This is a genomic window from Desulfitobacterium sp. THU1 (assembly GCF_038181555.1).
GTDB lineage: Bacteria > Bacillota > Desulfitobacteriia > Desulfitobacteriales > Desulfitobacteriaceae > Desulfitobacterium.
In genome coordinates, this window is the sequence record NZ_JBBWUA010000002.1 from 158,832 (window position 1) to 182,824 (window position 23,993).

General features: G+C 44.5%; 25 protein-coding genes. 3 read left to right on the forward strand and 22 right to left on the reverse strand.

Going from position 1 to position 23,993, the window contains the following annotated elements; genetic code table 11:
- Positions 1-125 precede the first annotated feature (125 nt).
- Positions 126-1,112: a GPR endopeptidase gene (gene gpr, locus AAC978_RS03020; protein WP_341546490.1), complete on the forward strand. Its 987-nt coding sequence runs from the start codon at positions 126-128 to the stop codon at positions 1,110-1,112.
- 67 nt (positions 1,113-1,179) lie between these two features.
- Here gpr and AAC978_RS03025 read toward each other — a convergent pair whose 3' ends face one another.
- From AAC978_RS03025 to AAC978_RS03040, 4 genes are all read right to left on the reverse strand, one after another.
- Positions 1,180-2,052, reverse strand: a complete 873-nt coding sequence (locus AAC978_RS03025) for a M23 family metallopeptidase (RefSeq protein ID WP_341546491.1) — start codon at positions 2,050-2,052, stop codon at positions 1,180-1,182.
- Positions 2,053-2,700: 648 nt separating this feature from the next.
- Entirely contained in the window at positions 2,701-3,111 is a 411-nt protein-coding gene (locus tag AAC978_RS03030) for a hypothetical protein (RefSeq protein ID WP_341546492.1), read from the reverse strand.
- Positions 3,112-3,237: 126 nt separating this feature from the next.
- Positions 3,238-3,834 (reverse strand): hypothetical protein, encoded by a 597-nt coding sequence (locus AAC978_RS03035; RefSeq protein ID WP_341546493.1) that lies wholly within the window; start codon positions 3,832-3,834, stop codon positions 3,238-3,240.
- Between the two features lie 110 nt (positions 3,835-3,944).
- Complete coding sequence (locus AAC978_RS03040; protein ID WP_341546494.1) at positions 3,945-5,135, reverse strand: hypothetical protein; 1,191 nt, start codon at positions 5,133-5,135, stop codon at positions 3,945-3,947.
- Between the two features lie 485 nt (positions 5,136-5,620).
- Between AAC978_RS03040 and AAC978_RS03045 the strand changes: the two genes are divergently transcribed.
- Positions 5,621-5,761, forward strand: a complete 141-nt coding sequence (locus AAC978_RS03045; RefSeq protein ID WP_341546495.1) for a hypothetical protein — start codon at positions 5,621-5,623, stop codon at positions 5,759-5,761.
- Positions 5,762-5,878: 117 nt separating this feature from the next.
- On the opposite strand, the gene AAC978_RS03050 is transcribed toward AAC978_RS03045, so the two are convergent.
- From AAC978_RS03050 to AAC978_RS03090, 9 genes are all read right to left on the reverse strand, one after another.
- On the reverse strand, positions 5,879-6,310 hold the full coding sequence (locus AAC978_RS03050) for a hypothetical protein (RefSeq protein WP_341546496.1): 432 nt from the start codon (positions 6,308-6,310) through the stop codon (positions 5,879-5,881).
- A gap of 89 nt (positions 6,311-6,399) precedes the next feature.
- A complete protein-coding gene (locus AAC978_RS03055) occupies positions 6,400-7,164 on the reverse strand; it encodes a DUF4367 domain-containing protein (RefSeq protein WP_341546497.1) in 765 nt (254 codons plus the stop codon).
- A complete protein-coding gene (locus AAC978_RS03060) occupies positions 7,154-7,723 on the reverse strand; it encodes an RNA polymerase sigma factor (RefSeq protein WP_341546498.1) in 570 nt (189 codons plus the stop codon). The genes AAC978_RS03055 and AAC978_RS03060 overlap by 11 nt, the downstream gene beginning before the upstream one ends.
- Positions 7,724-7,946: 223 nt before the next feature.
- Positions 7,947-8,069: a small, acid-soluble spore protein, alpha/beta type gene (locus AAC978_RS03065; protein WP_341546499.1), complete on the reverse strand. Its 123-nt coding sequence runs from the start codon at positions 8,067-8,069 to the stop codon at positions 7,947-7,949.
- 143 nt (positions 8,070-8,212) lie between these two features.
- Positions 8,213-10,789: an ATP-dependent DNA helicase RecG gene (recG, locus tag AAC978_RS03070; protein WP_341546500.1), complete on the reverse strand. Its 2,577-nt coding sequence runs from the start codon at positions 10,787-10,789 to the stop codon at positions 8,213-8,215.
- The gene (sdaAA, locus tag AAC978_RS03075) at positions 10,786-11,649 is read right to left on the reverse strand and encodes an L-serine ammonia-lyase, iron-sulfur-dependent, subunit alpha (RefSeq protein ID WP_341546501.1); all 864 of its coding nucleotides are present in this window, start codon (positions 11,647-11,649) and stop codon (positions 10,786-10,788) included. The genes recG and sdaAA overlap by 4 nt, the downstream gene beginning before the upstream one ends.
- A gap of 12 nt (positions 11,650-11,661) precedes the next feature.
- Complete coding sequence (gene sdaAB / locus AAC978_RS03080) at positions 11,662-12,333, reverse strand: L-serine ammonia-lyase, iron-sulfur-dependent subunit beta (RefSeq protein WP_341546502.1); 672 nt, start codon at positions 12,331-12,333, stop codon at positions 11,662-11,664.
- A 130-nt stretch (positions 12,334-12,463) separates the two neighbouring features.
- Positions 12,464-14,104, reverse strand: coding sequence for a DAK2 domain-containing protein (locus AAC978_RS03085; protein WP_341546645.1), 1,641 nt, complete (start codon positions 14,102-14,104; stop codon positions 12,464-12,466).
- Positions 14,105-14,160: 56 nt separating this feature from the next.
- A complete protein-coding gene (locus AAC978_RS03090) occupies positions 14,161-14,517 on the reverse strand; it encodes an Asp23/Gls24 family envelope stress response protein (protein ID WP_341546503.1) in 357 nt (118 codons plus the stop codon).
- Positions 14,518-14,690: 173 nt separating this feature from the next.
- Between AAC978_RS03090 and rpmB the strand changes: the two genes are divergently transcribed.
- A complete protein-coding gene (rpmB, locus tag AAC978_RS03095; protein WP_341546504.1) occupies positions 14,691-14,882 on the forward strand; it encodes a 50S ribosomal protein L28 in 192 nt (63 codons plus the stop codon).
- 157 nt (positions 14,883-15,039) lie between these two features.
- Here the strand turns inward: rpmB and hslO are convergent, their stop codons facing one another.
- The 9 genes from hslO to AAC978_RS03140 form a co-directional block, all read right to left on the reverse strand.
- A complete protein-coding gene (gene hslO, locus AAC978_RS03100) occupies positions 15,040-15,924 on the reverse strand; it encodes an Hsp33 family molecular chaperone HslO (protein ID WP_341546505.1) in 885 nt (294 codons plus the stop codon).
- Positions 15,925-16,029: 105 nt separating this feature from the next.
- On the reverse strand, positions 16,030-16,707 hold the full coding sequence (locus AAC978_RS03105) for a thiamine diphosphokinase (protein WP_341546506.1): 678 nt from the start codon (positions 16,705-16,707) through the stop codon (positions 16,030-16,032).
- A complete protein-coding gene (rpe, locus tag AAC978_RS03110; protein ID WP_341546507.1) occupies positions 16,704-17,378 on the reverse strand; it encodes a ribulose-phosphate 3-epimerase in 675 nt (224 codons plus the stop codon). The genes AAC978_RS03105 and rpe overlap by 4 nt, the downstream gene beginning before the upstream one ends.
- 2 nt (positions 17,379-17,380) lie before the next feature.
- Entirely contained in the window at positions 17,381-18,274 is an 894-nt protein-coding gene (gene rsgA, locus AAC978_RS03115; RefSeq protein ID WP_341546508.1) for a ribosome small subunit-dependent GTPase A, read from the reverse strand.
- Positions 18,275-18,411: 137 nt separating this feature from the next.
- Positions 18,412-20,133 (reverse strand): Stk1 family PASTA domain-containing Ser/Thr kinase, encoded by a 1,722-nt coding sequence (pknB, locus tag AAC978_RS03120; RefSeq protein WP_341546509.1) that lies wholly within the window; start codon positions 20,131-20,133, stop codon positions 18,412-18,414.
- Positions 20,130-21,548, reverse strand: a complete 1,419-nt coding sequence (locus AAC978_RS03125) for a peptidoglycan D,D-transpeptidase FtsI family protein (protein ID WP_341546510.1) — start codon at positions 21,546-21,548, stop codon at positions 20,130-20,132. Before AAC978_RS03125 ends, pknB begins: the two co-directional genes overlap by 4 nt.
- Positions 21,545-22,831, reverse strand: a complete 1,287-nt coding sequence (locus AAC978_RS03130) for an FtsW/RodA/SpoVE family cell cycle protein (RefSeq protein ID WP_341546511.1) — start codon at positions 22,829-22,831, stop codon at positions 21,545-21,547. Before AAC978_RS03130 ends, AAC978_RS03125 begins: the two co-directional genes overlap by 4 nt.
- 4 nt (positions 22,832-22,835) lie before the next feature.
- Entirely contained in the window at positions 22,836-23,555 is a 720-nt protein-coding gene (locus tag AAC978_RS03135) for a Stp1/IreP family PP2C-type Ser/Thr phosphatase (RefSeq protein WP_341546512.1), read from the reverse strand.
- Positions 23,536-23,985, reverse strand: coding sequence for an FHA domain-containing protein (locus AAC978_RS03140; RefSeq protein WP_341546513.1), 450 nt, complete (start codon positions 23,983-23,985; stop codon positions 23,536-23,538). Before AAC978_RS03140 ends, AAC978_RS03135 begins: the two co-directional genes overlap by 20 nt.
- Positions 23,986-23,993 lie beyond the last annotated feature (8 nt).

The following is a 23,993-nucleotide window of genomic DNA, read 5'->3' on the forward strand; positions in this document are numbered from 1 at the left end:
AAATTTCTCATCGAGACCTTCCCCCATCCAGTTCTTCCTTTCGTTTTTCACTTGGTCACTGGTCGCGAGGGCCAGTGATTTTTTTTGACGCATCTAAAGCTGGTATATTAAGGAGGTCTAATCCCTTGAAAAAAGCAGATCTTTTGCGCGCCTTTAATGTGAATATTGATCTGGCAGTTGAAGCCCATGAATTATTAAGAGGAGATGCCAATACTGAAATCCCCGGGGTGAGTATGGAGGTAGAGAACCTCGATCATGCCACGGTGACCACGATTAAGATCTTAAATGAGCAAGGTGTCCAGGAAATGGGGCGCCCTCAAGGAACCTATATCACCATCGATGTCCCAGAAGTACATGATAATAATTATTTGACCCATCAAGATATCACCAAGACTCTCTCCGATGAGCTGACTGGATTGATGAGCTTATCCGAAGACGCCAGTATTCTCCTTGTCGGATTGGGCAACTGGAATGCGACTCCTGATGCTCTTGGTCCTCAGGTCATTGATAAAAGCTTAGTGACACGCCACCTGTTCAACTATACTCCCGTTGAGCTGCAGGGTAAGCTGCGTAAAGTCAGTGCCATCGCCCCCGGTGTATTAGGAATAACCGGTATCGAAACTGCAGAAATCATCCGCGGCATTGCTGAGCATGTTAAGCCGGATCTCGTCATAGCTATCGATGCCTTAGCTGCCGGCTCTCTAGAACGCATCGGCACAAGCATTCAAATCTCCGACACAGGAATCTCACCGGGATCTGGAGTGGGGAATCGACGCACCGGAATCACCGAAGAAACACTGGGTTGCCGAGTGATCGCCATCGGTCTTCCCACAGTTATGAATGCCGCTATTATTGCCAACAACTGTCTTGAATCCTTATTGGATGAGTTAAAAACCAGCCCAGCCCTCTTTCGTCTCTACAAGGAATTCAGCCCCAAAGTCTTTGAAGAGATTTTAGAAAAGGCCTTGTATCCTTATCATAACAATCTTATGGTCACTCCTAAGGAGGTCGACTCCCTTATTCAGACCACCGCGCGTATTATCGCTGGAGCTTTAGGCATGAGTCTTCATCCCGGCATTAGTGCCGAAGAATATCAGATGTATATGCAATAACAATTTCTAAGCGGACCCAAAAGAGAGGGCGTGTATGATGAAGATCACACATGCCCTCTCTAAAAAATTACACAAATTGAATATGAAGATGAGGTCCCGAGCTATTTCCGGAATTACCACTATAACCAATCAGATCGCCGCATTTGACAGCCTTATACGCGATAACAACATTATTTTCTGTATAATTCGTACCCGATGAGGAAGGATAACAATTCTCAATATAACTTGGTGTGGAATAACCGTTCAGACTGGACAGATGACCATATTGAATATACGAAGCTGTTCTGCCATCCGCTGTTTGCCATCCAGAGTCAGGTGTTAATCTTATTCCTCGGCCAAGGCTAAGGTACGAATCGGGGCTGGTTTGGGACCTTTTCCCCCAAATATATGCGAATTTGAAAGTCCCATCACACATCGCATACACCGGGGTTCCTCTGGATACTCTAAAGTCCGCATGATTCCTTCCTGTAAAATTCAGGGAAGGGTTAATAGGATCCTTCATGATTTTTGAGGTAGCGAGCCTTTTTGTTTCGATATATGCCCGCTTTTTTTGAGTGCCGGAGATATTATACTCGATGAAGGAAAAATTACCACTTACTTCATTAAAGACAATTACCGACTCCGCACCTACCGAACCAGCCGCTTGATACCCCGTTCCCGGACCAGTATAGGTAATTGCAGCACTTGCTGTTTTGGCAGTGCCCGACAGAGTCCTTGAGATAACGCTGCCACTAATGCTGGATAACTTACTGGTTTGGATATACATTCTTTTCTTTGTCGCTGTGGTACCAATGAAGTACTCAATGTAGTACCAAGCGCCTTCCTGCCATACAATGATGACAGTCTCGTTCGGACCTACAAAACTTCCTTCGGATGGATACAAGCTAGTGCTTGGGCCAAAGTAAACCCGACTAGCGCTTACCGCTATACCTGTTGCCATTTTCATGATCCCCTTACTAAATATGATCTCAAAACATCCTTAAATTGCAGTTGTCTTGTATCGTGGATAAATATCCTATAGGGTAATATTGGGTTTATTATTATATGACGAAAAGGTTTAAGAGGTGTTGTTAAATATCTTTCTATCATCATGAAATAAAGAAGCAGAGGTCGCTTGATGAATTAGTATCACAACAACCCCTGCTTAATTTCCCGCCCCTCTTCCGCTAAAGCTAAAAAGAGACATCCTAGGTTTATGTCAAATTTGGCACCAGTGCCAAATTTGACATGCACAACTCGTCCAGGAAGCTTGCTTTTTTTACAAATCTTATGGCAAACGTACATCGCTGCTATAGCGATTAATTACTTTTGCTACAAAAAGAGCGGCTTTTGATCTCTTTTTTCACATATTCTAAGTATTGGAGAGTAGAGTATACATATATCTATTTCCTTGCACTTAAAATCATTAACTGTGGCTCAAGCCCAGTTATTACTCGTTTTTCACAATCTTTAACAAAACCGATTTAAACCTAAATAAATATCTTTCGGCCTACCCCTGCATCATTCAGATTATGTAAGCTAGTCACACATTTTCACTAAATATATCCATTATGAATTTCTTTACCTGCTTCAAATCAACACTTTCATGTTACTGTTTATCTAACCCCGTAAAAATAAGGTATCCTAAAAGAATACTCACATATGATGCTGAATATTTTGCAACATCCCATATGAAACCGCTAAGCAACAATTGTATCTTTGGGTAGTATGCTACAATCAACAGCAAGGGGATAAATAACCAAGGCACTCTAGATCTATTAATTCTCCAAGTTCCAGTTTTCTTTCTCTCTTCAATTATGTGATCTAACCCTAAAATTAAACCGAAGATTAACCCAATAATTTGATGCCTATAATAATAAATAAAATCCGTAACAACATTGTAACCGAAATTCATTACGTAGCTTTCGAAAAAATATTTGTTGAATAACCCAACAAAGGTAATAAAACAGATAAACGCAATATTCATAATAACCAAACCATTATTATTTGAACTTCTCATATTTCCTCCACGATGAAGCAAGTCTCATGATAAGACTTGCTTCATATAAATAAGCCATTACTTAAAAATTGGGACCACTAATATTCGTGGCAAATTCAATTTTTCTTACTCAGTTTTAAGCAATCCTTAATTAAGCTCAAATAAATATTCTCGTCCAGTTCCTACATCGTTAAGGTGGTATAAGCCAATCATATACAATCCATTACTATTAATATTCCCATTTTGAATTTCTTTACCTCCTGTAACATAAACTTGTTCAAGATTTGAATATAACATATCCTTGCTTAGATGTGATTTAATTGCTAGCACGAAACTAGCCGCGGTATTCTCAAGAAAGATATTTCCTAACCCATATTCTTGTATTGTGTCTAGTGCTTTTTCTATGGGAATGCTGTCGGATAGCGATATATCAAATGTACCATCGTATGAAATACCATAATGTCCGTCAATCCCATCAACAATTACTATTTTTTTACTACCATTCTCGTCCACAATGATCTCCCATATAATAGTTGCTATTGTGCCATCTGCATTGGTAATTATATTTAAACTTTTTAGCCTCAATTCAATAATTTCTTCACCTATAAATTCTCTAATTTTTTTAACCTCATAGCCAAGATTCAAGCCATCAGCCCTAATTGCATTTTTAATATTTGCGGAGCAACCATTTAAGAAAAGTACAATCAAAACTGCAATGAAAATATCTTTACTTAAACTTTTCATTCTCTTTCCCCCCTGTTAAAAAATTGAGACGGTAACTTTGAGCTTTAGAGTAAAAGAACTCTGTTTGTAGTATTTTCAAACAGAGTTCTATATAAATATTTTACATAAAATTAAAAATCAGGTATATGATCAGATGGGTTTTTCGCCAAAGACATAAAAATATCAGCATTATAACTCCAATCCAAATACATAGTATAATCAATATCTAAGTAACTGCCGGTGTTAGTTGCTACAACTCCTGGTTGAGAAGAATAAGATGAGGTTCGTGTATTACCAGTAAAATATTCATACCATTGCCCATAGGTAGGAGTGCTAGATTGATGAGTAATCTGAACCCCCGCTGACGCAAAGGTCCAGCTTGCAGATATTGCGCTTGGATATGATAAACTTACAGATGCAGTTGAAGATGATGATGTACTATTTGGTGATGCCTGATTTATTTCTTCATCACTATTACGCTTTGCTATTCTAAATGTCATGTCATCTGTTACGGCATAATAGCTATATGAAGAATCGCCATTTTGATTCAATCTTCTCCCAGGGACTGTCAAGATGTACGAATGAATAGCCCATGCAGTTTTTGTATTATTATTAACACGAACAGGAGTATAATCTCGTGTGATTGTTACGTTGCCGTAGGGAGCATCATAATAAGTGTTTGATAAATTCCATGGTGTAGGAGTACCTGCGAGTGCGGCAAAACTTTCTGTAGAAGAATTTTGAACTGGCTGCTTTGTATGATCTTCTACTAGATCTTGCAGTAGAACTTCTTTAAGCTCACTTTCGTTTTTGCTAATATCTTTTTCTTCCTTGCTATAAAGGCTGTGAATAACTCTTACTCCATCAGAGCGATTATAAATACCTAGGCCAATTTGTTTCCAACCAATCTCATTTTCTTTAGTTTTAGCATAATCTATTCCAAGTTCATCATAAACATTTTCAGCAGACAATGTTCCTTCTCCATTGTAAATAAGAATATATCCTTGCTGTTGGAACTGTTTGTTTAACAGCTCCTCCATATTTCCTAATTCCTTTTCGTTTACTATTATAGCATCAACTGATTTTTGTTCGACCAATTTTAAGGCTTGAGTAGAATCCGAAATGCTATACTTTAGTCCAAAGTCTGACTTTTCAAAGTATTTTAGCTCCTTTTCATCATCTGATACTTTTAATACATTAATTATTTCCGAAGTAGCCAAAGTAGGCTGAGTTTGAGCCTGAACTGCGGAACCCAATAAAAGCACACTCACTAGTGTCATAACAATTGTCATTGTAGCTTTTTTTCTCAACAATATTAACATTACGAATTACTCCCTTTCTATTCAAAAACTAATAACATAATAGTTATGAAACATTGCTTTCAAGGAAAAATGATATACCTCTGTGCCAGGACGAAGCCTACCAAAAAAGCCCATCCCAAGCCCAACTGTCCAGTATGCTCGAGCTCATAGCGCTACTGAATAATTAGAGTTTTTCTCGTTATTTTCCAAAACCTTACTATGCCATCTCCTTTGTATATATTTAGCTTTGATCCTTGGATATTCTCGTGTTGCAAATGCTAATGCTAACATGTGATTTTCTCTTTGGTTAAAAAATATTTATCAGCATATCCCCCCTTTAAAAACCTAAAAAACAGCCTTTTTCCATCCTTTCATAATTAAAAGACAACTGTAGTTATTTTTTGCAACACTTTTCGGGAGGAAATCAAACGTTAATAAAAATTAATTTAAAGATGATTCCTATGGGCACCGTAAATTATGGCTTGACTCATAAATTATAAGAAGCCATGTGGAAGGTTGTTCTTGATCGTGACTATTCTGAGCTTCTAACCATCAATGAAACGGTAAAATTCGGTTTTAAACTATCTGCTAATCCAGGCTTACCCGCTGGTTATGTTTTATGTCAAAGGATTATCTTGGATCAATAAATCACTATAAAAGGGCCCATTATTTTTAGTAATGGACCTTTTATATTTAACGCAAGATTGCCTAAGACGATGTGCAAATTTGATCCGAAGAGTTTCCAGTATTGTTACGGCTTATTATTAATATGTTATCGCAGACGAGTAAATTGATTGGGTTTCCATTAAATTGCTGTATGCGTCATATACTTTAGCCGTAACACATATCCGATAAGTTCCCCTAGTAACATAATAATCATTTTCGGTTCCAACTAAATTACCTCCAGATCCGGATATGCTCCAGCTCTTGATTGTACTCCAATTGCTCCCTGAATACCTTTGTAATTCAATATTTACGTATATTGTATGTGTACTATTGTAAGTAGAGGCACCTCCATAAGAAGTCGATTTTCCTGATGAGTTAATTTTAAAGCTTGGAATTATACTGGAGATATACGTGAATTGAGGAGTTACAACATTTTGTTCTTCCGGAATTTTTGTCTGAGCCGCGTAAACCGGCACAACCGAGAAAGCAGTCACAAACACAATGAGAAACATACAGACTATTCTTTTCATAACAACAAAAACCTCCTTGATCTCTTCTCATAAATAGAGACAACCAAGGAAGCTTTTTGCAACATATTTTTTATTCTTTCTCCAATTCTTTATTCTACAAACCTTACGTTTTGAGCTATCTTTATTGTTATATCTTCACTAGTTTGGGACTGAATCAAAAACATGCGTCCATCCATTTCCCAAATAAGTGTAACTAAAGAATTCTTAACAATGATGTTCCCTTGATGTCCGTTGATATCGATTGACTCAAAGTTATCAACATTCTCTGTATCTAACGCAGGTGCGCTATCCTCACTTAATTCCGTATAGGATATGATTGAGTTCTGCTGATTGGTAAACGTAATTGTTTTGACAAGACTGCTGCTGGAAATGTTCTTGACTTCATACCCTTCAGGTATATAAGTTGGTACATAGGCCTTGGTCCAGTCGACAACCGGAGCTCCTTCACTCGCGCTGTTATTACTTTCCTTTATCTGAAAAGATGTATGATCCTGTTGAATATTTATAAAAAAGTTTAGCACTCTAGCTCTTAAGGCCTGCACACTTGCTACTGTGCTAAACAACAGAGCAATTACAATCAACATAGCTATAGCTACTCTATTTAAAACCCTTGAAACGCGCCTCTTTCTTAAGGGGGTATTAGCTTTTTTATAATAATTATCTAATTCTAGCGTAAATTTACCGAATGCTTCCCGGGAAGGCAAATATTCCGGATCGTTTTTTAGGCGTTCCATTTCTTCTAAATAACCCTTTCCTTCTTTATCAGCAGCTTCATCCAAAATCAACCTGAACAAGCTGTCTTCGTAATCCTCATAAAGCTTTTTTCGGTTTTGTTCCGGTCTGTTATCTGCCATCCAGGTTCACCTCCTTTGCGATTAGCTGCCTAGCCTTACGTCGACTTCTTGTTAAATACTGCCTTACACTGGCGGGTGCTATCCCTAAAATTTTGCCAAGCTGTTCATTATCCATTTCTAATATGTATTTAAAATACAATATATCTTTCTCTTTTTCGGATAGCTTTGATATGGCTCTGCTCATCTCTTCTATCTGTTCCTCAAGAATAATGCCATCCTCAACTACCTTATAGTCAGAAATACCCTCCGCTATATCTTCCTCCTCTCCATAAAATAAATATTTGTTCTCTACATCTCTATGCCTTATAAAGTTAATCGCTACGCTTCTAGCAGTACAGACAATATAGGTGGCTAATTTGCAACTCTCTAAAGTACGAATTAAAGAGATCTTTTCAATTAGTTTAATAAAAGTGTCGTTGACTAGATCTTCTATATTTCCATTATCATGAGTTATCTTAAAAATGCTCTTGCGTACGAGGCCATAATAGTCCTGATACAAGTTTAATATATAATTCTTTTCGTGATCATCCTTTATTGTAATAAATAAAGTCAGTACCATAAATTCACTCCCCTCAAAACAATGATACCATACATTTCTTTAAATAGTCATTTATGGTTATTTGGTGACGTAATATTTTTACCTAAAAATAGGAATTCCGTTTAAGCCGTACACCAAGAATCAGTCTTTAGACTGATTTGGTAGAAAATCCGAACATCTTCAGCAGGTACGCAACAAAAGAGCGGGATAATCCCGCTCTCTTATTGCCAAAATATATTCAAATCTAGGTAGTAGGGGTCTTCTTATGCTTACGATTTGCGATGCCGATTTCCTGTGCGACTTCATACTTGAATTGCTCCATCGCAGCATTTAAAACGGGTTGATTCGTTTGTTTGGTATCTGCCATGCGTAAGCCCTCCTCTTTGTTTTGCAAATCTTTCGGCAGACCTACATCGCTGCTATAACGATTAATTGTTTTACTTCACTTCGCTTTTATTATCTTCTAAGACTGTCCTAATCATTCACGACAATTGATGGTGAAGTTGGAATTTAATGAAGGCCAACATTTTCTATAGAAAAAAATTGATCACATGCTTCCCACACTCTGGCATAGCGCTCAGGATGGGCGAGAACCTTTTGCGTAAACTGATAGGCTTGTTCCACCAGTCGACCATCCCTGGACAAATCCGCCAGACGCAATTCCATAAGACCATGTTGCCTTGTCCCTAATAGCTCACCTGCTCCCCGAAGCTTTAAGTCCTCCTCAGCTATTTTAAAACCATCCTGGGTCTCACAGAGAACATCCAGACGACGACTATTTTTCGTATCGGATAAGAGGAAACAAAAGGACTGTTCACTTCCCCTTCCCACTCGACCTCTGAGCTGATGCAGTTGAGCTAAACCAAATCGTTCTGCCCCTTCGATCACCATAACGGTAGCATTTGGCACGTCGACCCCTACCTCAATGACAGTAGTGGAAACGAGAATATGGACCTCCCCTCTCTGAAAGGCCTCCATAATCTCTTCCTTTTGCGCCCCTTTCATGCGACCATGAAGCAAACTTACCTGACGGTGGGGAAACCGTTCCTGCAAGGACTCAAAGCGTTCCGTAGCCGAAATCAAGTCCAAGCTTTCCGACTCCTCCACAAGAGGGCATACTACATAGACCTGCCTTCCCTTGTCCATCTGCTCATCCATGAACTTTTCCAAGCTCGTTCTGCCACGCTCCGTGAGTTTACGGGTGATGATTGGCTTACGACCGGCAGGCATTTCGTCAAGAACCGAAAGCTGGAGATCCCCATAAAGGGTTAAGGCCAGAGTACGGGGAATCGGAGTCGCTGTAAGGACTAGGACATGAGGGTTCTCCCCTTTAGTCTGGAGGGAAGTCCTTTGCTTAACACCAAAGCGATGTTGTTCGTCAGTTATGGCTAATCCCAAAGAATGAAATTGCACACTTTCTTGGATTAAGGCATGGGTTCCCACGATGACCTGTGCCTTACCGTAGGCGATTTCCGAGAGAATCTTATCTCGTTCGCTCTTCGTCTGACTACCTAAAAGACAAACAACATTTACCCCGAGGGGCTTAAAGGCCACCGCTAGGGATTGATAATGCTGCAAGGCCAAGATTTCAGTGGGAGCCATCATGGCACCCTGATACCCTGAGCCTACTGCCATCAGTAAAGCCGCCATAGCCACGGCTGTCTTTCCTGAACCTACATCCCCTTGGACCAAGCGCGCCATACCTTTCCTCTCGGCCATATCACGAAAGATCTCCTGAATTACCCGTTTTTGCGCAAGGGTTAGTTCAAAAGGAAGATGCTCATAGAAGCGTTTGACCAGATGTTCCCCGCCCTTCAGTTGAGGACTATCATCCTTTTGCACACCCGCTCTTAAACGAGCAACAGCTAATTGCAAAAAAAGCACTTCTTCAAAAACTAAGCGCTCTCGAGCTTGACCCAGACTATGAAAGGTTTGGGGGAAATGAATCTCTTGATAAGCTTGAGTACGAGAAAACCATCTGCCCTCCTCCTCAGCCGGTAGAAATTCAGGGAATAACTCTAAGGCCTGATTCATAACCCCCTCTATGATACCCCGTAGGACTTTTGAGGAAAGTCGAGCGGTTTCTGAATAAACCGGGATGATCTCAGCAAGTTTTACTGTCCCGGACTTTTGAATATCAGTGGCTTGAATCTCCGGAACCCGTTGCTGCCACCGTACCTTTCCCGTCACAATCACCGAGGTGCCCACGGGAAACTGCTTAAGAATAAAGGTTTGATTAAACCAAACCCCGTAGATTAAGCGCCCGTCTTGTTCGATGCTTAGCTTCACAATCTTAATCTTTCCTCGGGAGAGCTGGCTGGCAACGACTTTGCCGGCGATAGTCGCAACATCTCCATCCTTGAGCTCACCAATCCGTCGCAAACTCCTATCCTCATAGCGGCGAGGAAAATAAAAGAAAAGATCCCTTACATTATGTAAACCAAGCTGGGCAAGGAGCTTTGCACGCTCCGGTCCTACCCCCTTCAGATACTGTAAGGAGCGTGGGGGATTAGACTTTGCGGTTCTCTCCTTACCATGTGCGTCTGGGCTATGAGAGTCTACGCTATGTGAGCCCAGTCCATGTGAGTTTGCCTCATGTGTATCCGCACCACGGAAGCCTATGTCATGTGAATCTGCAGCCTCAGAGTTTAGTGATCGACTAATCCGTTTCGGTTGACCGGGATTCTTCTGGGGACCCAGGTTCAACTCAAAAAATTCTGTAAATTCACTAGGTTCACTACGTTCAGTAGGTTTTGCTGACTTTACTGGCACAGTTATCACTATTACATCTTGTTTTCGGTCTACTTGCGAGGATGATTCCGAGCCCTTTTGTTCTTCGACAAAACGGCGCAGATGGGCAAGCGCCTGGCGGCGTTGTAAAGGACTCCAATCCTTATAGCGATGGGTTATATCCTTAAGCACGCTAAAATCCCCATCATGCTCCAATTGCTCTAAACGGCTGAGAATACCCCTTAAAAACAAATGGAAGCCACCCACAACACCCGTATTGCAGCAGCCCTGCTTTTCTTCTGCCACCATGGCGCGTTGGAGATGATTCAAAACTATTTTGCCCTGGTTGCCGATCATAAGAAATCCGCCTGAATCCTTTGACCGGTGGGAGTAATAGCCAATCCCCCTTGAGCCGTTTCCCGAAGTGAGCAGGGCATACTTTTGCCGATCTCGTTCATGGCATCGATCACTTCGTCAAGAGGAATAGCACTTTCTATACCAGCCAAAGCCATCTCTGCTGCTGCAAGAGCAACCGTCGCAGCTGTAGCATTACGCTTGACACACGGCACCTCCACAAGGCCGGCCACTGGATCACACACCAACCCTAGGAAGGATTTCATAGCTATGGCGGCAGCATGAGCGCATGCAGCAGGACCTCCTCCCGCCAGCTCAACGGCTGCTGCGGCTGCCATCCCAGCGGCAGACCCTATCTCAGCTTGACATCCACCTTCAGCTCCCGAGACATTGGCCCGGTCGGCAATGATCATGCCGATCCCCGCGGCACAAAATAGGGCCATCACCACTTCTTCTTCAGAAGACTGGAGAGCCTCCTCGGCTGTCAGCAATACTGCCGGTAACACACCACAGGACCCTGCGGTGGGAGCGGCAACAATCTTTCCCATGCTGGCATTGACCTCAACTACAGCTAAGGCTCTGGCGATAGCACCATTCACTCGGTCCCCGATTAAGCTCCTCCCTGAGCTTCGCCATTGGTTTACTTTAAGAGCTTCGCCGCCCACCAATCCAGATAAAGATTTTCTTTCTCCGGTCAATCCGCTTTGGACAGCTTCCCTCATGACTTGAAGGCTTTGAGCCATACGACCGCTCAACTCATCCTGGTTTTTTTCTGCCTCCTCGGCTTGCTCGGTAAGGACGATTTCGCCGATCTTCTTCCCTTTTTGCTCGGCAAGGGATACATAATCCATAGTGGAACGCATGCACTTCCCTCCTTATTCTAAAGGTTCAATAGCCATGGCTTCGTTTACTGCCGGAAGCTTTTTAATCAAAGCTAAAGCAGCTGGGTCGATGGCCTGATCTGTCTCGATTACCATCAGAGCATGCGCACCTTTTTTCTCCCTGGAAACTCTCATTTGGGCAATATTGATTTGAGTCGAGGCAATCAAGGAGGTGACTTGGGCGACCACTCCCGGCAGATCATTTTGTAGAACGACTAAGGTATGATAATCACCCATGATTTCTACCCTAAACTCATTGATTCCTTGAATCTTAACTCGTCCACCACCGATGGAAGAGCCAATAACGACAACCTCGCGCCCTTCCCCGTCCTTCAGACTGATTTTTACCGTGTTGGGATGAACATCCCCCAGATCTTCTGACTTAAAGTGTATGGATAAGCCTTGCGCATCAGCAATGTCTTGGGCCTGCGGAATCCTCTCGTCGTCTGTACGCATCCCCAATAGCCCGGCAATTAAGGCAAGATTTGTACCGTGGCCTTTGCCTGTCTCCGCAAAGGAACCATGTAGCGCCAACACTGCTTCTAGCGGTTGAACTCCACATATTTTCCTAGCCATAGCACCTAACCGCACCGCCCCTGCAGTATGTGAACTGGAGGGCCCCACCATGACCGGTCCAATCAAATCAAAAACGGTACTCCGTCCCATAACGCTCTCTCCTTATTCTTCCGAATACTCCCCTAACTCTCTGTTCAATCAAATTTTATCTTTCGCTATCATTGTAAAAACCCCTCCGGATCGCTCCGGAGGGTATTTTTTGCAAATTCATTATCGCTAATTATTCTACCCCAAAAATATAATAATATAGGGGTTGGTGACCGGGGTACAGTTCTAGCTCAATATGGGGAGCCTCTGCTTCAATCCAAGCCCTCAGCTCTTCTGCTTGCTCTTCTGTAACATCCTCTCCGTAGAAAACCGTCACCAAATCATGGTCCTTCCACTTCATGGTGTCCAGGGTTTCCTTAGCAACCTGCAAAAGGTCTTTTCCTGTGACTTGAATGACATCCTCAATCAGTCCCAAGACATCACCTTCACTGATTTCCAGTTCTCCAAATTGAGAATCGCGAACTGCGTAGGTAACTTCTCCTGATTTAATGAGAGATAGTCCATCCTCCATATTCTTGGCATTTTCAGCACCATCGACTTGAGGATTATAATTCACTAAGGCTGAAATACCTTGGGGAATCGATTTTGTCGGGACAATATACACATTACGGTCGGTCACAAGTTCTTTAACTTGACGTGCGGCCATCACGATATTTCCGTTATTAGGAAGAATATAAACATTCTTGGCCGCTACCTTGCGCACCGCCTCGACGATGTTCTCAGTGCTGGGATTCATGGTTTGTCCGCCAAAAATAACCTCATCCACACCTAGGCTTCTAAAGACATCGGCAATACCTTCCCCCATAGCTACAGCAACAATACCATGTTCTTTCTCCTCCAAGGGTGTCTCCTCCAAAGACCCCTCTTCGAGCTCCTCATGCTTCTGAGCATGAGCCATGGCTTCATTTTGCTCCAGCATATTATGAATTGCTACTTGATGGAGTGATCCCCATTGGACAGCATAATCCAAAATCTTGCCTGGGTTTTTGACGTGGACATGGATTTTGACGACTTCTTCAGTTCCGACAACCAAGAGTGAATCACCACTTGCCGCCAAATCGCCACGGATTTTTTCCACGCGCAGATTCTGTCCTTTGACCAAGAATTCCGTACAATAAGGGAACTCCAAATTTTCAACAGCAGTAATACCCCGTGTCATTTGTGGTTCAGCTTGTAGTGTCGCGGGAACGATCTCTTCCTCAAATTCCTGACCTTCTAAAGCTGCAATCCAGCCGCTCAAGATAATTAGGAATCCTTGTCCCCCGGCATCGACAACTCCAGCTTGCTTTAAGACAGGAAGCATATCAGGAGTTTTATCAAGGGTCAGCTGGCCCCGAACATAAGCGTCCTTTAGTATCTGTAAAGGAGTGGCACCATGCTTGGCACTATTTTGAGCACCCTTAGCCACTTCACGGGCTACAGTGAGAATGGTCCCCTCCACAGGCTTCATCACAGCTTTATAGGCAGTATCTACCCCTACCTGCAGGGCTTGGGCAACCTGCTGACCACTTGCTTCCTTGTGGCCTTCTAAGCCTTTAGCTATACCCCGCAAAAGCTGAGATAAAATCACCCCTGAGTTTCCACGGGCACCCATTAAAGATCCCATGGAAACTGCTGTCGCAACTTCTGCAACAGAAGCTCCCGAAGTCTTCTCCGCATCCTTGACAGCTGATTGAATCGTGAAGTTCATATTCGTTCCGGTATCACCATCGGGTACTGGGAAGACATTCAAGGCATCCACATCATGCTTTTTGCGTTCCAAAGCTCTGGCACCGATGCGCATCATCTGTTTCCACTGCAGTCCAGTAATCATATTGACTGTATCTCCATCTGATTTCAAAATAATCCCCCTACTCTATCAGAACCAGGTTATTCCAGGACACGAACCCCCTGGACGTTGACATTGACTTGCGCAACCTTCAGGCCGGTTAGATTCTCGGTGGTATAGCGAACGCGTTCCATGACATTCGTAGCTACCTCGGAAATCTTGACACCATAACCAACTATAATATACAAGTCAATGACGACCTGCTGATCGTCGATAGATACAACAACTCCTCTGGCAAGATTTTCTCTGCCCAGAAGCTCGGAAAACTTATCAGTAGATTTCCGGGAGGCCATTCCCACTAGCCCGTAGCATTCGACCGCGGCCGCACCGGCGATGGTTGCTATTACCTCTTCTGAAATATCAATTTTCCCTAAATTATTATTAATCTCTTGACCCATATTCAAGGACCTCCTTTTCGGCTGTGTCCATATCGTCACTATTTTACCAAGTATTAATGAAATGTTCAATAAAAATCAACCTTTGCCGGAAAAGCTCAGGAAAAACCTTGCTTATCTCTCAGACATCTGATAGAATACATAAGTATCATTTCCGGTGTAAAGGAGGTAAGAGCATGGCTAATGTATGTGCTATTTGCGCAAAAGGGGTTGCTACAGGTATTCAGGTCAGCCACTCCCATATCCGGACAAAGCGGACTTGGAAACCTAACCTGCAAAAGGTTCACGCCCTCATCAATGGAACTCCAACTCGGATCAGTGTTTGCACCAGATGCTTACGGTCCGGCAAAGTCCAACGTGCAATGTAATTACAAACAACTCATAACATAGAGTGTAAGCTTGGCTGGTATTGACTTAAGTTGATATCAGCTTTAGTTTTTTATTTTATGAGCCCGAGGCTACTCGGGCTCTTTCTTTTGTATTATCATAACACAGACACAGTATTATTAAACTGATTTTCTCGGATTATTTGGCCTGTTGATAAAGCTCATGCAAATCCGCTTCGTCGAAGTTGTAATGCTCATTACAAAAATGACAGATCAATTCAGCATGCTGATCCTCGATTAAGTCTTCAAGACCTTCTTTGCCCACGCTGATCAAGGTCTCGCCCACTCGCTCTTTGGAGCAAGTACAGCGAAAATGCACTGGGCGTTTTTCCAAGACCCGGTATTCCATATCCCCCATTAAATTGCGCACCAGATCCTCCATGCTGTCACTGTCCGCAGCAATTTGACTGATCCCCGTGATCTGGGACAAACGGTTTTCCAGCATCTGAATGCTTTCTTCGGACGCACCTGGCAACAATTGGTACAACATCCCTGCCGCTCCGGCCACATGGTGATCCTTCTCGACAAGAACACCCAGTAGAGCAGCCGAGGGGATCTGTTCAGAGGTAAGAAGATAATGAACCAAATCATCGGCAATTTCCCCGCTGACAATGGGGACCATGCCTGTATAGTTCTCGCCATTGCTTAGGCTACGACTCACACAAAATTCTCCAGCTCCAACCGCACCGGCTACATCCAGCTTCCCTTTCTCATTTAAAGGAAGGTCGACCTGGGGCTCATGAACATACCCGCGCACCTCGCCACGGGCGTTGCCAACGGCGACGACACCGCCTAAGGGTCCGTCCCCAAGCAAGCGTAAAGTGATCGCCTCTTCCGCCTTCATGGAGCTCGCTAACAGCAGGGAGGCTCCCATGAGTCGTCCTAAGGCTGCTGTGGCCACTGGCGTCGTTTGATGGCGACTGGCAGCCTCTTCCACCGTATTCGTCATTCCGATCCCTACCCAGCGAATCTCACCATTACCTAATGTACCTAGCCATAATTCATCGGCATATTTATTGCTCATAGTTTTATCCAACCTCAATCTATTTTTATCTTTTGACTCAGCTAGCCTTCAACGAGGGTCGAATCCTCCTCGGAAGGAAGTCTAGTTCAATATCTGCTACCTTTGTCAGGACGCAAAATCAGAGCGTAAGATCACGACGGCCACCGTGCCTGACGAGACGTCGATCAGTGCCTCATCCCCTAAGAAGACATTGCTGATCCCTCGTGGAGAATCTTGATGTAAAACTTCTTGATGAAGGGGATAATAGAGGCCCTCAGTTCTCACCACAGCCTTTTCCGTCACCGGAATGATGGATAGCTTTTGACCTTTTAGCCCTGTCAGTTTCTTCTGGCTCGCCAAGAGCCAGAGTTCTTGATGAGGATCCTTCATGCGAATCCGCAACCCTCTTTTTAAAAAACGATGCATGATGGATAGGTTGCCCAATAGATGATCGATTCTTCCTCCGGTAGCTCCCAGCAGAAAAATCTCCTTGATTTCGTGGGGGCTACTCTCTCCTATTCCCTCTTCCTCTCTGATTTTAGCTGCATAGTCTAAGGCCAGCTCCAGATCTGTTTCATCCTTCTCACAGGGATAGCTTAGAATGCGGACACCCTGCTGACGACAGCTTTCTAGATACTCAGCTTTTATAGAGTCAAGGTCACCCACCACGGCATCGGGCAGATATCCCGACTCCATAATCCGATTAGCACCACCATCAGCAGCGATTAATCGGTCATAGGTCGACAACTCCCGCTTACCCCATATCTGATCCCATTCTCCGTTGGCAACCACGGCTATGTTCACTTGTGATCACCGAGATGCTTTTGGCAGACCGCCCGCAGCTCCTGGATAGCTTGAGCAGGATCCGGGCAAGCAAAAACAGCCGCTCCGGCTACAAGAATTGTGGCGCCCGCTTTGACAACTGCCGGGGCAATATCAGGATTGATTCCGCCGTCAACCTCTATTTCACAGGAGGATTGCATCTGATCCAAGTGGCGATGCAATACTTCTATCTTAGGAAGTACTGCCGGAATAAATTTCTGACCGCCAAAGCCCGGATTGACGCTCATGATCAAAACCATATCCAACTCATCCAAAATATACTTTATTCCATCTAAGGGGGTTGCCGGATTGAGCGATACCCCTGCCGTAAGTCCTAAACCCTTGATTTGCTGAATCGTCCGATGGATATGGGGTGTCGCTTCCAAATGAACAGTAATATGGTCTGCTCCAGCCTTGGCAAATTCATCAATATAACGCTCGGGGTTTTCAATCATTAGGTGGACATCAAAACGCAGTTTCGAATGAGGACGTAGAGCTTTGACGACAAGGGGACCAATGGTAATATTGGGAACAAAATGTCCGTCCATCACATCAATATGTAAGATATCGGCACCTGCTTTTTCCACTAGAGCCACTTGCTCCCCTAAGCGTGCAAAGTCTGCCGACAAAATCGAAGGGGCTATCTTGATCATCGTTAATATCTCCTCTCTGCTGCAATAACTTCCTCTAAAAACTGACCATAATGCTCGTAGCGTGAGGACTGAATCATCCCGGAAGCCACGGCGGCCTTCACCGCACAATCCGGCTCCTTATGATGCATACAATTAGCAAAGCGGCATTGCCCTACTGCACCTCGGAACTCAACAAAATAATCCGTAAGCTCTTCTCTTTTCATTTCGGGAAGATAGAGAGAAGAGAAACCTGGGGTATCAGCCAGTAGTCCTTCACCACACACCATAAGCTCCACATGACGGGTGGTGTGACGGCCTCGTTTGAGTTTCTGACTCACATCGCCTGTCTTTAACTCTAAGTTGGGGGATAAAGCATTTAGCAGGCTAGACTTGCCTACTCCGGAGGGCCCGGCCAAAACAGTCACTTTCCCATTGATCTGTTCTTGCAATTCCTTAAGCCCTTCTCTCGTCTTCGTAGAAACCTTGATTAGATCATAGCCCAGCTCTCGGTAAAAATCTAACCCATCTGCAGAGATGGTCTTTCCCGAGGGGTCTGCTTCAGACCTTGCTAGGTCTAATTTGTTCATAATAATGACGGGCTTAATTTGAGCAGCGGTAACCTGGATGATGAGTCGGTCCAGCAGGTTCAAATCGGGCTCAGGCGATACATAAGCAAAGACGAGAAAGGCCTGATCCACATTGGCAATCGTCGGTCTGACCAAAGCATTCCGCCGTGGTTCCACCTCTTCAATAGTTGCTTTCATTCCTGCCCCCGGTAGAATCTTCACTCGATCTCCCGGCAGAAATTCCTGATTGCGAATACGAAAGCGACCGCGCAGGGAACATTCCCATACTCGGCCTTCCGCAAACACATAATAAAATCCACTATAGCCCTTGAGTAGTATTCCTGAAATCATGCGTTTAATTAACCCTTTCTTAGGAGACCTAACTCTGCAAAATATCCGTCCATCATTAACTCTCTGTCACACTAAACTTCAAGAAATATTTTGCCCTAATAGTCTAATTAATTTAGATATTCCTCTTTTTAATCACCTTATCTGGAATAAGCCACACTTCCTAAAATAACCGGATTGAAAGCTATGGGGCCCGGTCCCCGGGAGATAATAATCTTGACGCTATCTCCTTTTTTGACCATGGTCCCCGGCTTGGGTATCGTGTCCATGACCACATCGGGTGGGAATTCTGTGGAGTCTTCAGTAGCCGGGGTGACCACTAAGCCGTATTGTATTAAGATCGCTTGAGCTTCTGCCGGTGGTTTGCCAATAACACTGGGCAAGGGCTCCGGTTGGCCACCCTTCCCCGCACTGATAAACAAGGTAACATACCCGTTTTTGGGCCAATCAAGTCCGGGAGCGGGATCTTGCTCAGCCACAATTCCGGCTGGCAAGGAAGACTTTTGATCCGCTTGAATAGTAATATTATCTTCGCTAAAGCCTAGGCTTTTCAGATTATTGATAGCCGTTTCTTGGGTTATATCCCCCGTTTTAAAATTGGGGAATTTCACTTGTTGAGGGCCTAAGCTTATCCAAATCTTGATTTCCTTTCCCTCTTTTACGCTAGTGCCTTCTTGAGGCTCGCTGCGGGTAATCTTCCCTTTTTCTACGGTATCGCTGTTTTCTTCTTGGGTTTCCGGATCCAAATATAACTTAGCCCGCTCAACGAAATAGCCTGCTTCATTAATCGATTTACCGACTAAGGGTGGGACTGTCGTGGTGTCCACATTAAACCACTTGGAGAATCCAAACCATAATCCTCCGAAAACAAGAACAAAAATTCCCAAAGCAACCCAGGGCCAACGCTTAAGAGGTTTGCGGGAGTTCTTTTTTCGACCATTCTCGGTGGTTTCAGAAGCTAAAACAGAATTCACCCCATTGCTTAAGGAACGATGAATGCGTGTACTATCTAAATCCTGATCCCTATCCTCGACCTTATCCACCGGCAGCCCGGCCTGAACCTTATGGAGATCCTGCATCAACTCCTTAGCTGTTGCATAGCGCTGGTCCGGAGATTTAGCAATCGCTCGCATCACTAGATTTTCTAAGGCTGGGCTAACCCTTGGATTCAGCTTACTGGGTGGAACAGCCTGTTCCTGCAAATGTTTGAGAGCAATCGCGATGGGTGATTCACCATCATAGGGCACCTTGCCGGTCAAAAGCTCATAGAGGATAATTCCCAAGGAATAGACATCGGATTGCTCATTCGTCTGAACTCCTTTGGCCTGCTCAGGTGAAAGGTAATGCACGGAGCCCACGATATCTCCCGAATGAGTCATCGTTGCTGCGGAAACTGCTCGCGCAATCCCGAAATCTGTTACCTTAATCCGGCCATCATCGGTGACAAGTATGTTATGAGGCTTAATATCGCGATGAATAATATGATGCTCATGAGCATGGTGAATGGCTTCCGCGATCTGAATACCGAGGTCTAAGGTTTGTTCTGTTGATAAGGGGGCATAGCTGCGGATAATCTCCTTGAGATTCTGTCCTTCCACGTACTCCATGACAATATACTCAGAATCGCCATCCTTGCCAACATCATAGATGGATACGATATTCATATGCGATAAACTAGCCGCTGACTGGGCTTCCCTACGGAAACGACGCACAAAGTCCTCATCCGCTGTGAACTGCTCACGCAGAACTTTAATGGTGACGATGCGATTTAATAAAAGATCCTTGGCCTTGTAAACAATGGCCATACCTCCGGATCCAATCTTTTCAATTATTTCATAACGATTGCTAAATATCTTGCTCACGTGTTATCACCTACTTTCTGACTTAATGCGCTTTCGATGATGGCCCGGGCGATGGGTGCCGAAGCCCCTCCCCCCGTACCCCCATTTTCCACAAGAACTGCTACTGCAATTTGGGGATTATCGGCTGGTGCAAAAGCAATATACCAAGCATGGGTTGGGACGTCCCCTCCCGGTTCCGCAGAACCCGTCTTGGCCGCTACCTGAAACGCAGCAATGCCACCAGGGGAAGCTGTCCCATCATTAACTGCCGTGACCATGGCACTTTTGATTCTTGCTGCTTGATCGGCGGACAGAGCGGTTAACCAAGGCTCCGGATTCTTCTGATAAAGTACATTTTGGTTCTCATCTCTGACCTGCTCCACAATATAGGGCTGCATAATCACACCTTGATTGGCTACCCCCGCCGTAATCAAAGCCATATGAAAAGGTGAAACTAAAACTTCTCCTTGACCAAAAGCACTGGCGGCTAGAAGATTCTCATCTAAGCGATGGGGTACAGCCGCTTCGTTGGTCAAGGTACTGAGCTTCACCGGCAATTCGAAAGGAATTTCTTCGCCAAAACCGAAGGCTTTAGCTGTTTGCAAAAATTGCTTATCTCCGGCTTTCACTCCGTAAGTCGCAAAGTAAGTATTGCAGGACTCCGCTAAGGCAAGATTAAAATTGACCCAACCATGTGCCTTATCATTTTGTTCACGGATGACTTGGCCATTGATCACCGCTGTCCCTGTACAATTGTAGAGATCTCCGGTGTTCAGCCCTGCACGCAGAAGTGCCCCCGAAGTCATAATCTTCAAAGTAGAGCCTGGGGTATAAAGAGCAAAGGCGTGATTCAAAAAGGGGCTCCCTGGCTTCTGGCTGATTTTATCCCAGTTCTCATCCAGGCCGTTTCCCTCAAAACTGGGTTGACTGGCTAAAGCCAAAACCTCCCCACTGCGCGGGTCCAAAGCTACCGCCGATCCAATCTTTCCTTTAAGGCCTTCATAAGCGACTTTTTGGAGACGATAATCTAAGGTAAGGACGACATCATTACCACGACGTGGTAGCTGGAAAGCCTGTTCCAAGGCTTGAGTAGCCGTGGCGTCTTTAATACCCAAAAGCCAATCCCCTAGGTAGGCTTCCAACCCTGAAGAACCATGGAGAAGTGTCGCATAACCCATCAAAGGCTCTATAGCCTCACCTTTAGGATAAACTCGTGTCTTCTTCTCATCATTCAGGTCAGTTTGTGCCAATACTTCGCCATTTCTGTCGAAAATTCCTCCCCTAACGACCCGTTGCTCGAGAAGAATGAGGCGACGATTCGCCGGATTCTCCATCAAGTCCGTAGAGCGGACCACCTGCCAGTAAACAAGACCAAAGCTCAAGCAGATAATACTCAGGGAAAAGCCAATCGCAACATTTCTTAGCCCTTTCTTCATGCTGCATACTCCCTTCCCTTATGCTTACTATGCATGGGATCGGCGGCTTCGGCATGAGAAATATTAGCCAAAATGCCTAAAAGCAAGAAGTGAATGAGCAGGGAGCTACCGCCATAGCTAACCCAAGGCAGGGGTATCCCTGTCAAAGGAAGGAGTTTAGTCACTCCCGCTAAAATAATAATGGCTTCTGTCCCCACCAGTATCCCGATACCTGCTGCTAAAATCTGCCCGAAGCGATCCGCCGCCTTCACACTTATATGAAAAGCCCGCAGAACCACGATCAGAAACAGCATCAACACTGCCATGGCCCCGGCAAATCCGAGTTCTTCAGCAATGATGGCAAAGATGAAGTCCGTACTGGCGGCAGGTACCTGAGAAGCTCCGATACCGTTGCCAAGGCCTGTGCCGATGATCTTACCCCCACCAATAGCGAAGAGGGATTGAGCAATCTGGTATCCTCCTCCGCTGGCATCCACCCATGGATCAATCCAAGTAGCGATGCGCACTTGGACATGGCCGAACAGAAAATATCCTAATGTCCCGGTACAGAGGAATACAGGTACAGCAACCCCCAGATAGATCCAGCGTTCTGTGACCACATAAAGAACCAAAACATATAAGGAGAAGAAAACTAGGGCAGTCCCTAGACTCTTCTGGGCAGCCAACAGAAGCAAAGAAAATCCTCCCATGGCTAAAAAAGGTCCCAAGGTACGCCAATCAGGCAGAGAAAATCGACCGATCTGTACTGTCCCAATTCTAAGTATTTCCTCATATTCACTTAAGTAGGAGGCTAAGAAAATGAGCATCGCCACTTTAACTAGCTCTTCCGATTCGAAGTTCAAATTGCCAATCTGTAGCCAGCTGGTTGCGCCACCTTGGGCTACCCCGAAAAGCAAGGTGATGAACAACAGCACCACCGCCCCCAGACCTGCAAGATAACGATAGCGCCCCAGAGCTCGATAATCTCGAAGGGCATAAAGAATAAAATAAAACACAAACAGACCCAGACAAGCCCACCAGAATTGCTTAAGGGCAGCAGCAGGGCGTATTCGTGTTAAAACGACTAGTCCAATCACGAGGATAAGCTGAACGGTCGGCAGTAAATACAAATCCCCTCGATAGGCCACAAGCTTTTCCACCGCAACTCCGATTAAGAGCAACAGGGAAAAGACCCCCGCCTGCCAGAGGATTTGCTCATTGGCTTTGCCGTCTAAGGTCAGGACTCCAAGTCCGATCCAAAGCACGCTCAGAATTATTAATCGTAAAATCCAAACCCTTTTCATTCTGTCACTCCGCAATACAGCATAAGGCTGTAAAATTATCGGGTGCACCTCGCTCAATAATTAACTTTTGCATATGTTCAAGATGCTCTTCCCATGAACAATCCTGCAAGAACTCCTCCGCTATCTCTTCATCACTTAGCACATTCGAAACACCATCAGTACAAAGAAAGAATATATCTCCTGCCTGGAAATCCAAGCGCTGGACGTCAACCTCAATATCCCACCCTACGCCCACCGCTCGAACTAACATATGGCGCTTCGGATGATTTTCCGCCTCTTCAAGAGAAATCTGACCTAAGCGCACAAGCTCACTGACCAAAGAATGGTCGTTGGTCAGCTGCTTCAACTGATCATTTCGCCATACATAAGCTCTACTATCCCCGACATGAGCAAGCACCACCTTATTCTCCCGAAACACGATAACTGTCATGGTGGTACCCATTCCTTCAGTAGCCGGATTGCGATTCGAGCTCATAAATACTTCTCTGTTCGCCCGAACCAAGATCTCCTTAACTTGACACTCCAACTCCTTATTTCCTGTAGTGATTAAGTCAGGAGCACTTTTAATTAATTCATCAATCGCCGTCTGTGCCGCCACTTCCCCTGCCAGATGTCCACCCATCCCATCTGCTACTGCATAGACCTGATATTCTGGGAGAACAAGGTAAGCGTCCTCATTGTTCTTGCGTACACAGCCCATTTGACTAAAGCTTAGAACTCTCATTTTGCCACCTCGAATATTGGAAGGTGATACTTCCAATTTTCACATAATCTCCAGCAACCAACTGAACCGAGGAATGAACTCGCTCACCATTGACCCAGGTTCCATTGGTGCTACCTAAATCCTCTAGGGTAGTAACGCCTTTCTGATGACGTACTAGGGCATGGTCTAGGGAAGCGAAGTGATCTGCTAAAACCACATCATTGTTTTTCCCTCGACCCATTTTTAAGCCTTTGGGGTCGACCCGAAAAACCCGACCTTTGGGCAAAAGCTCTCCTCCCGTAAGCACTTCCAGACGCCCAAAATCCTTATCTTCCCTGCGAATCAATCCCTTAAGCTGCAAATCAGCTAATAAGGCTGTGAGAATCCGAAAAAGGAAGAGATAAATTAAACCAATAAACAGTATCCTTCCCAGTACCAAAATCCCTTGCATAGAGAAAC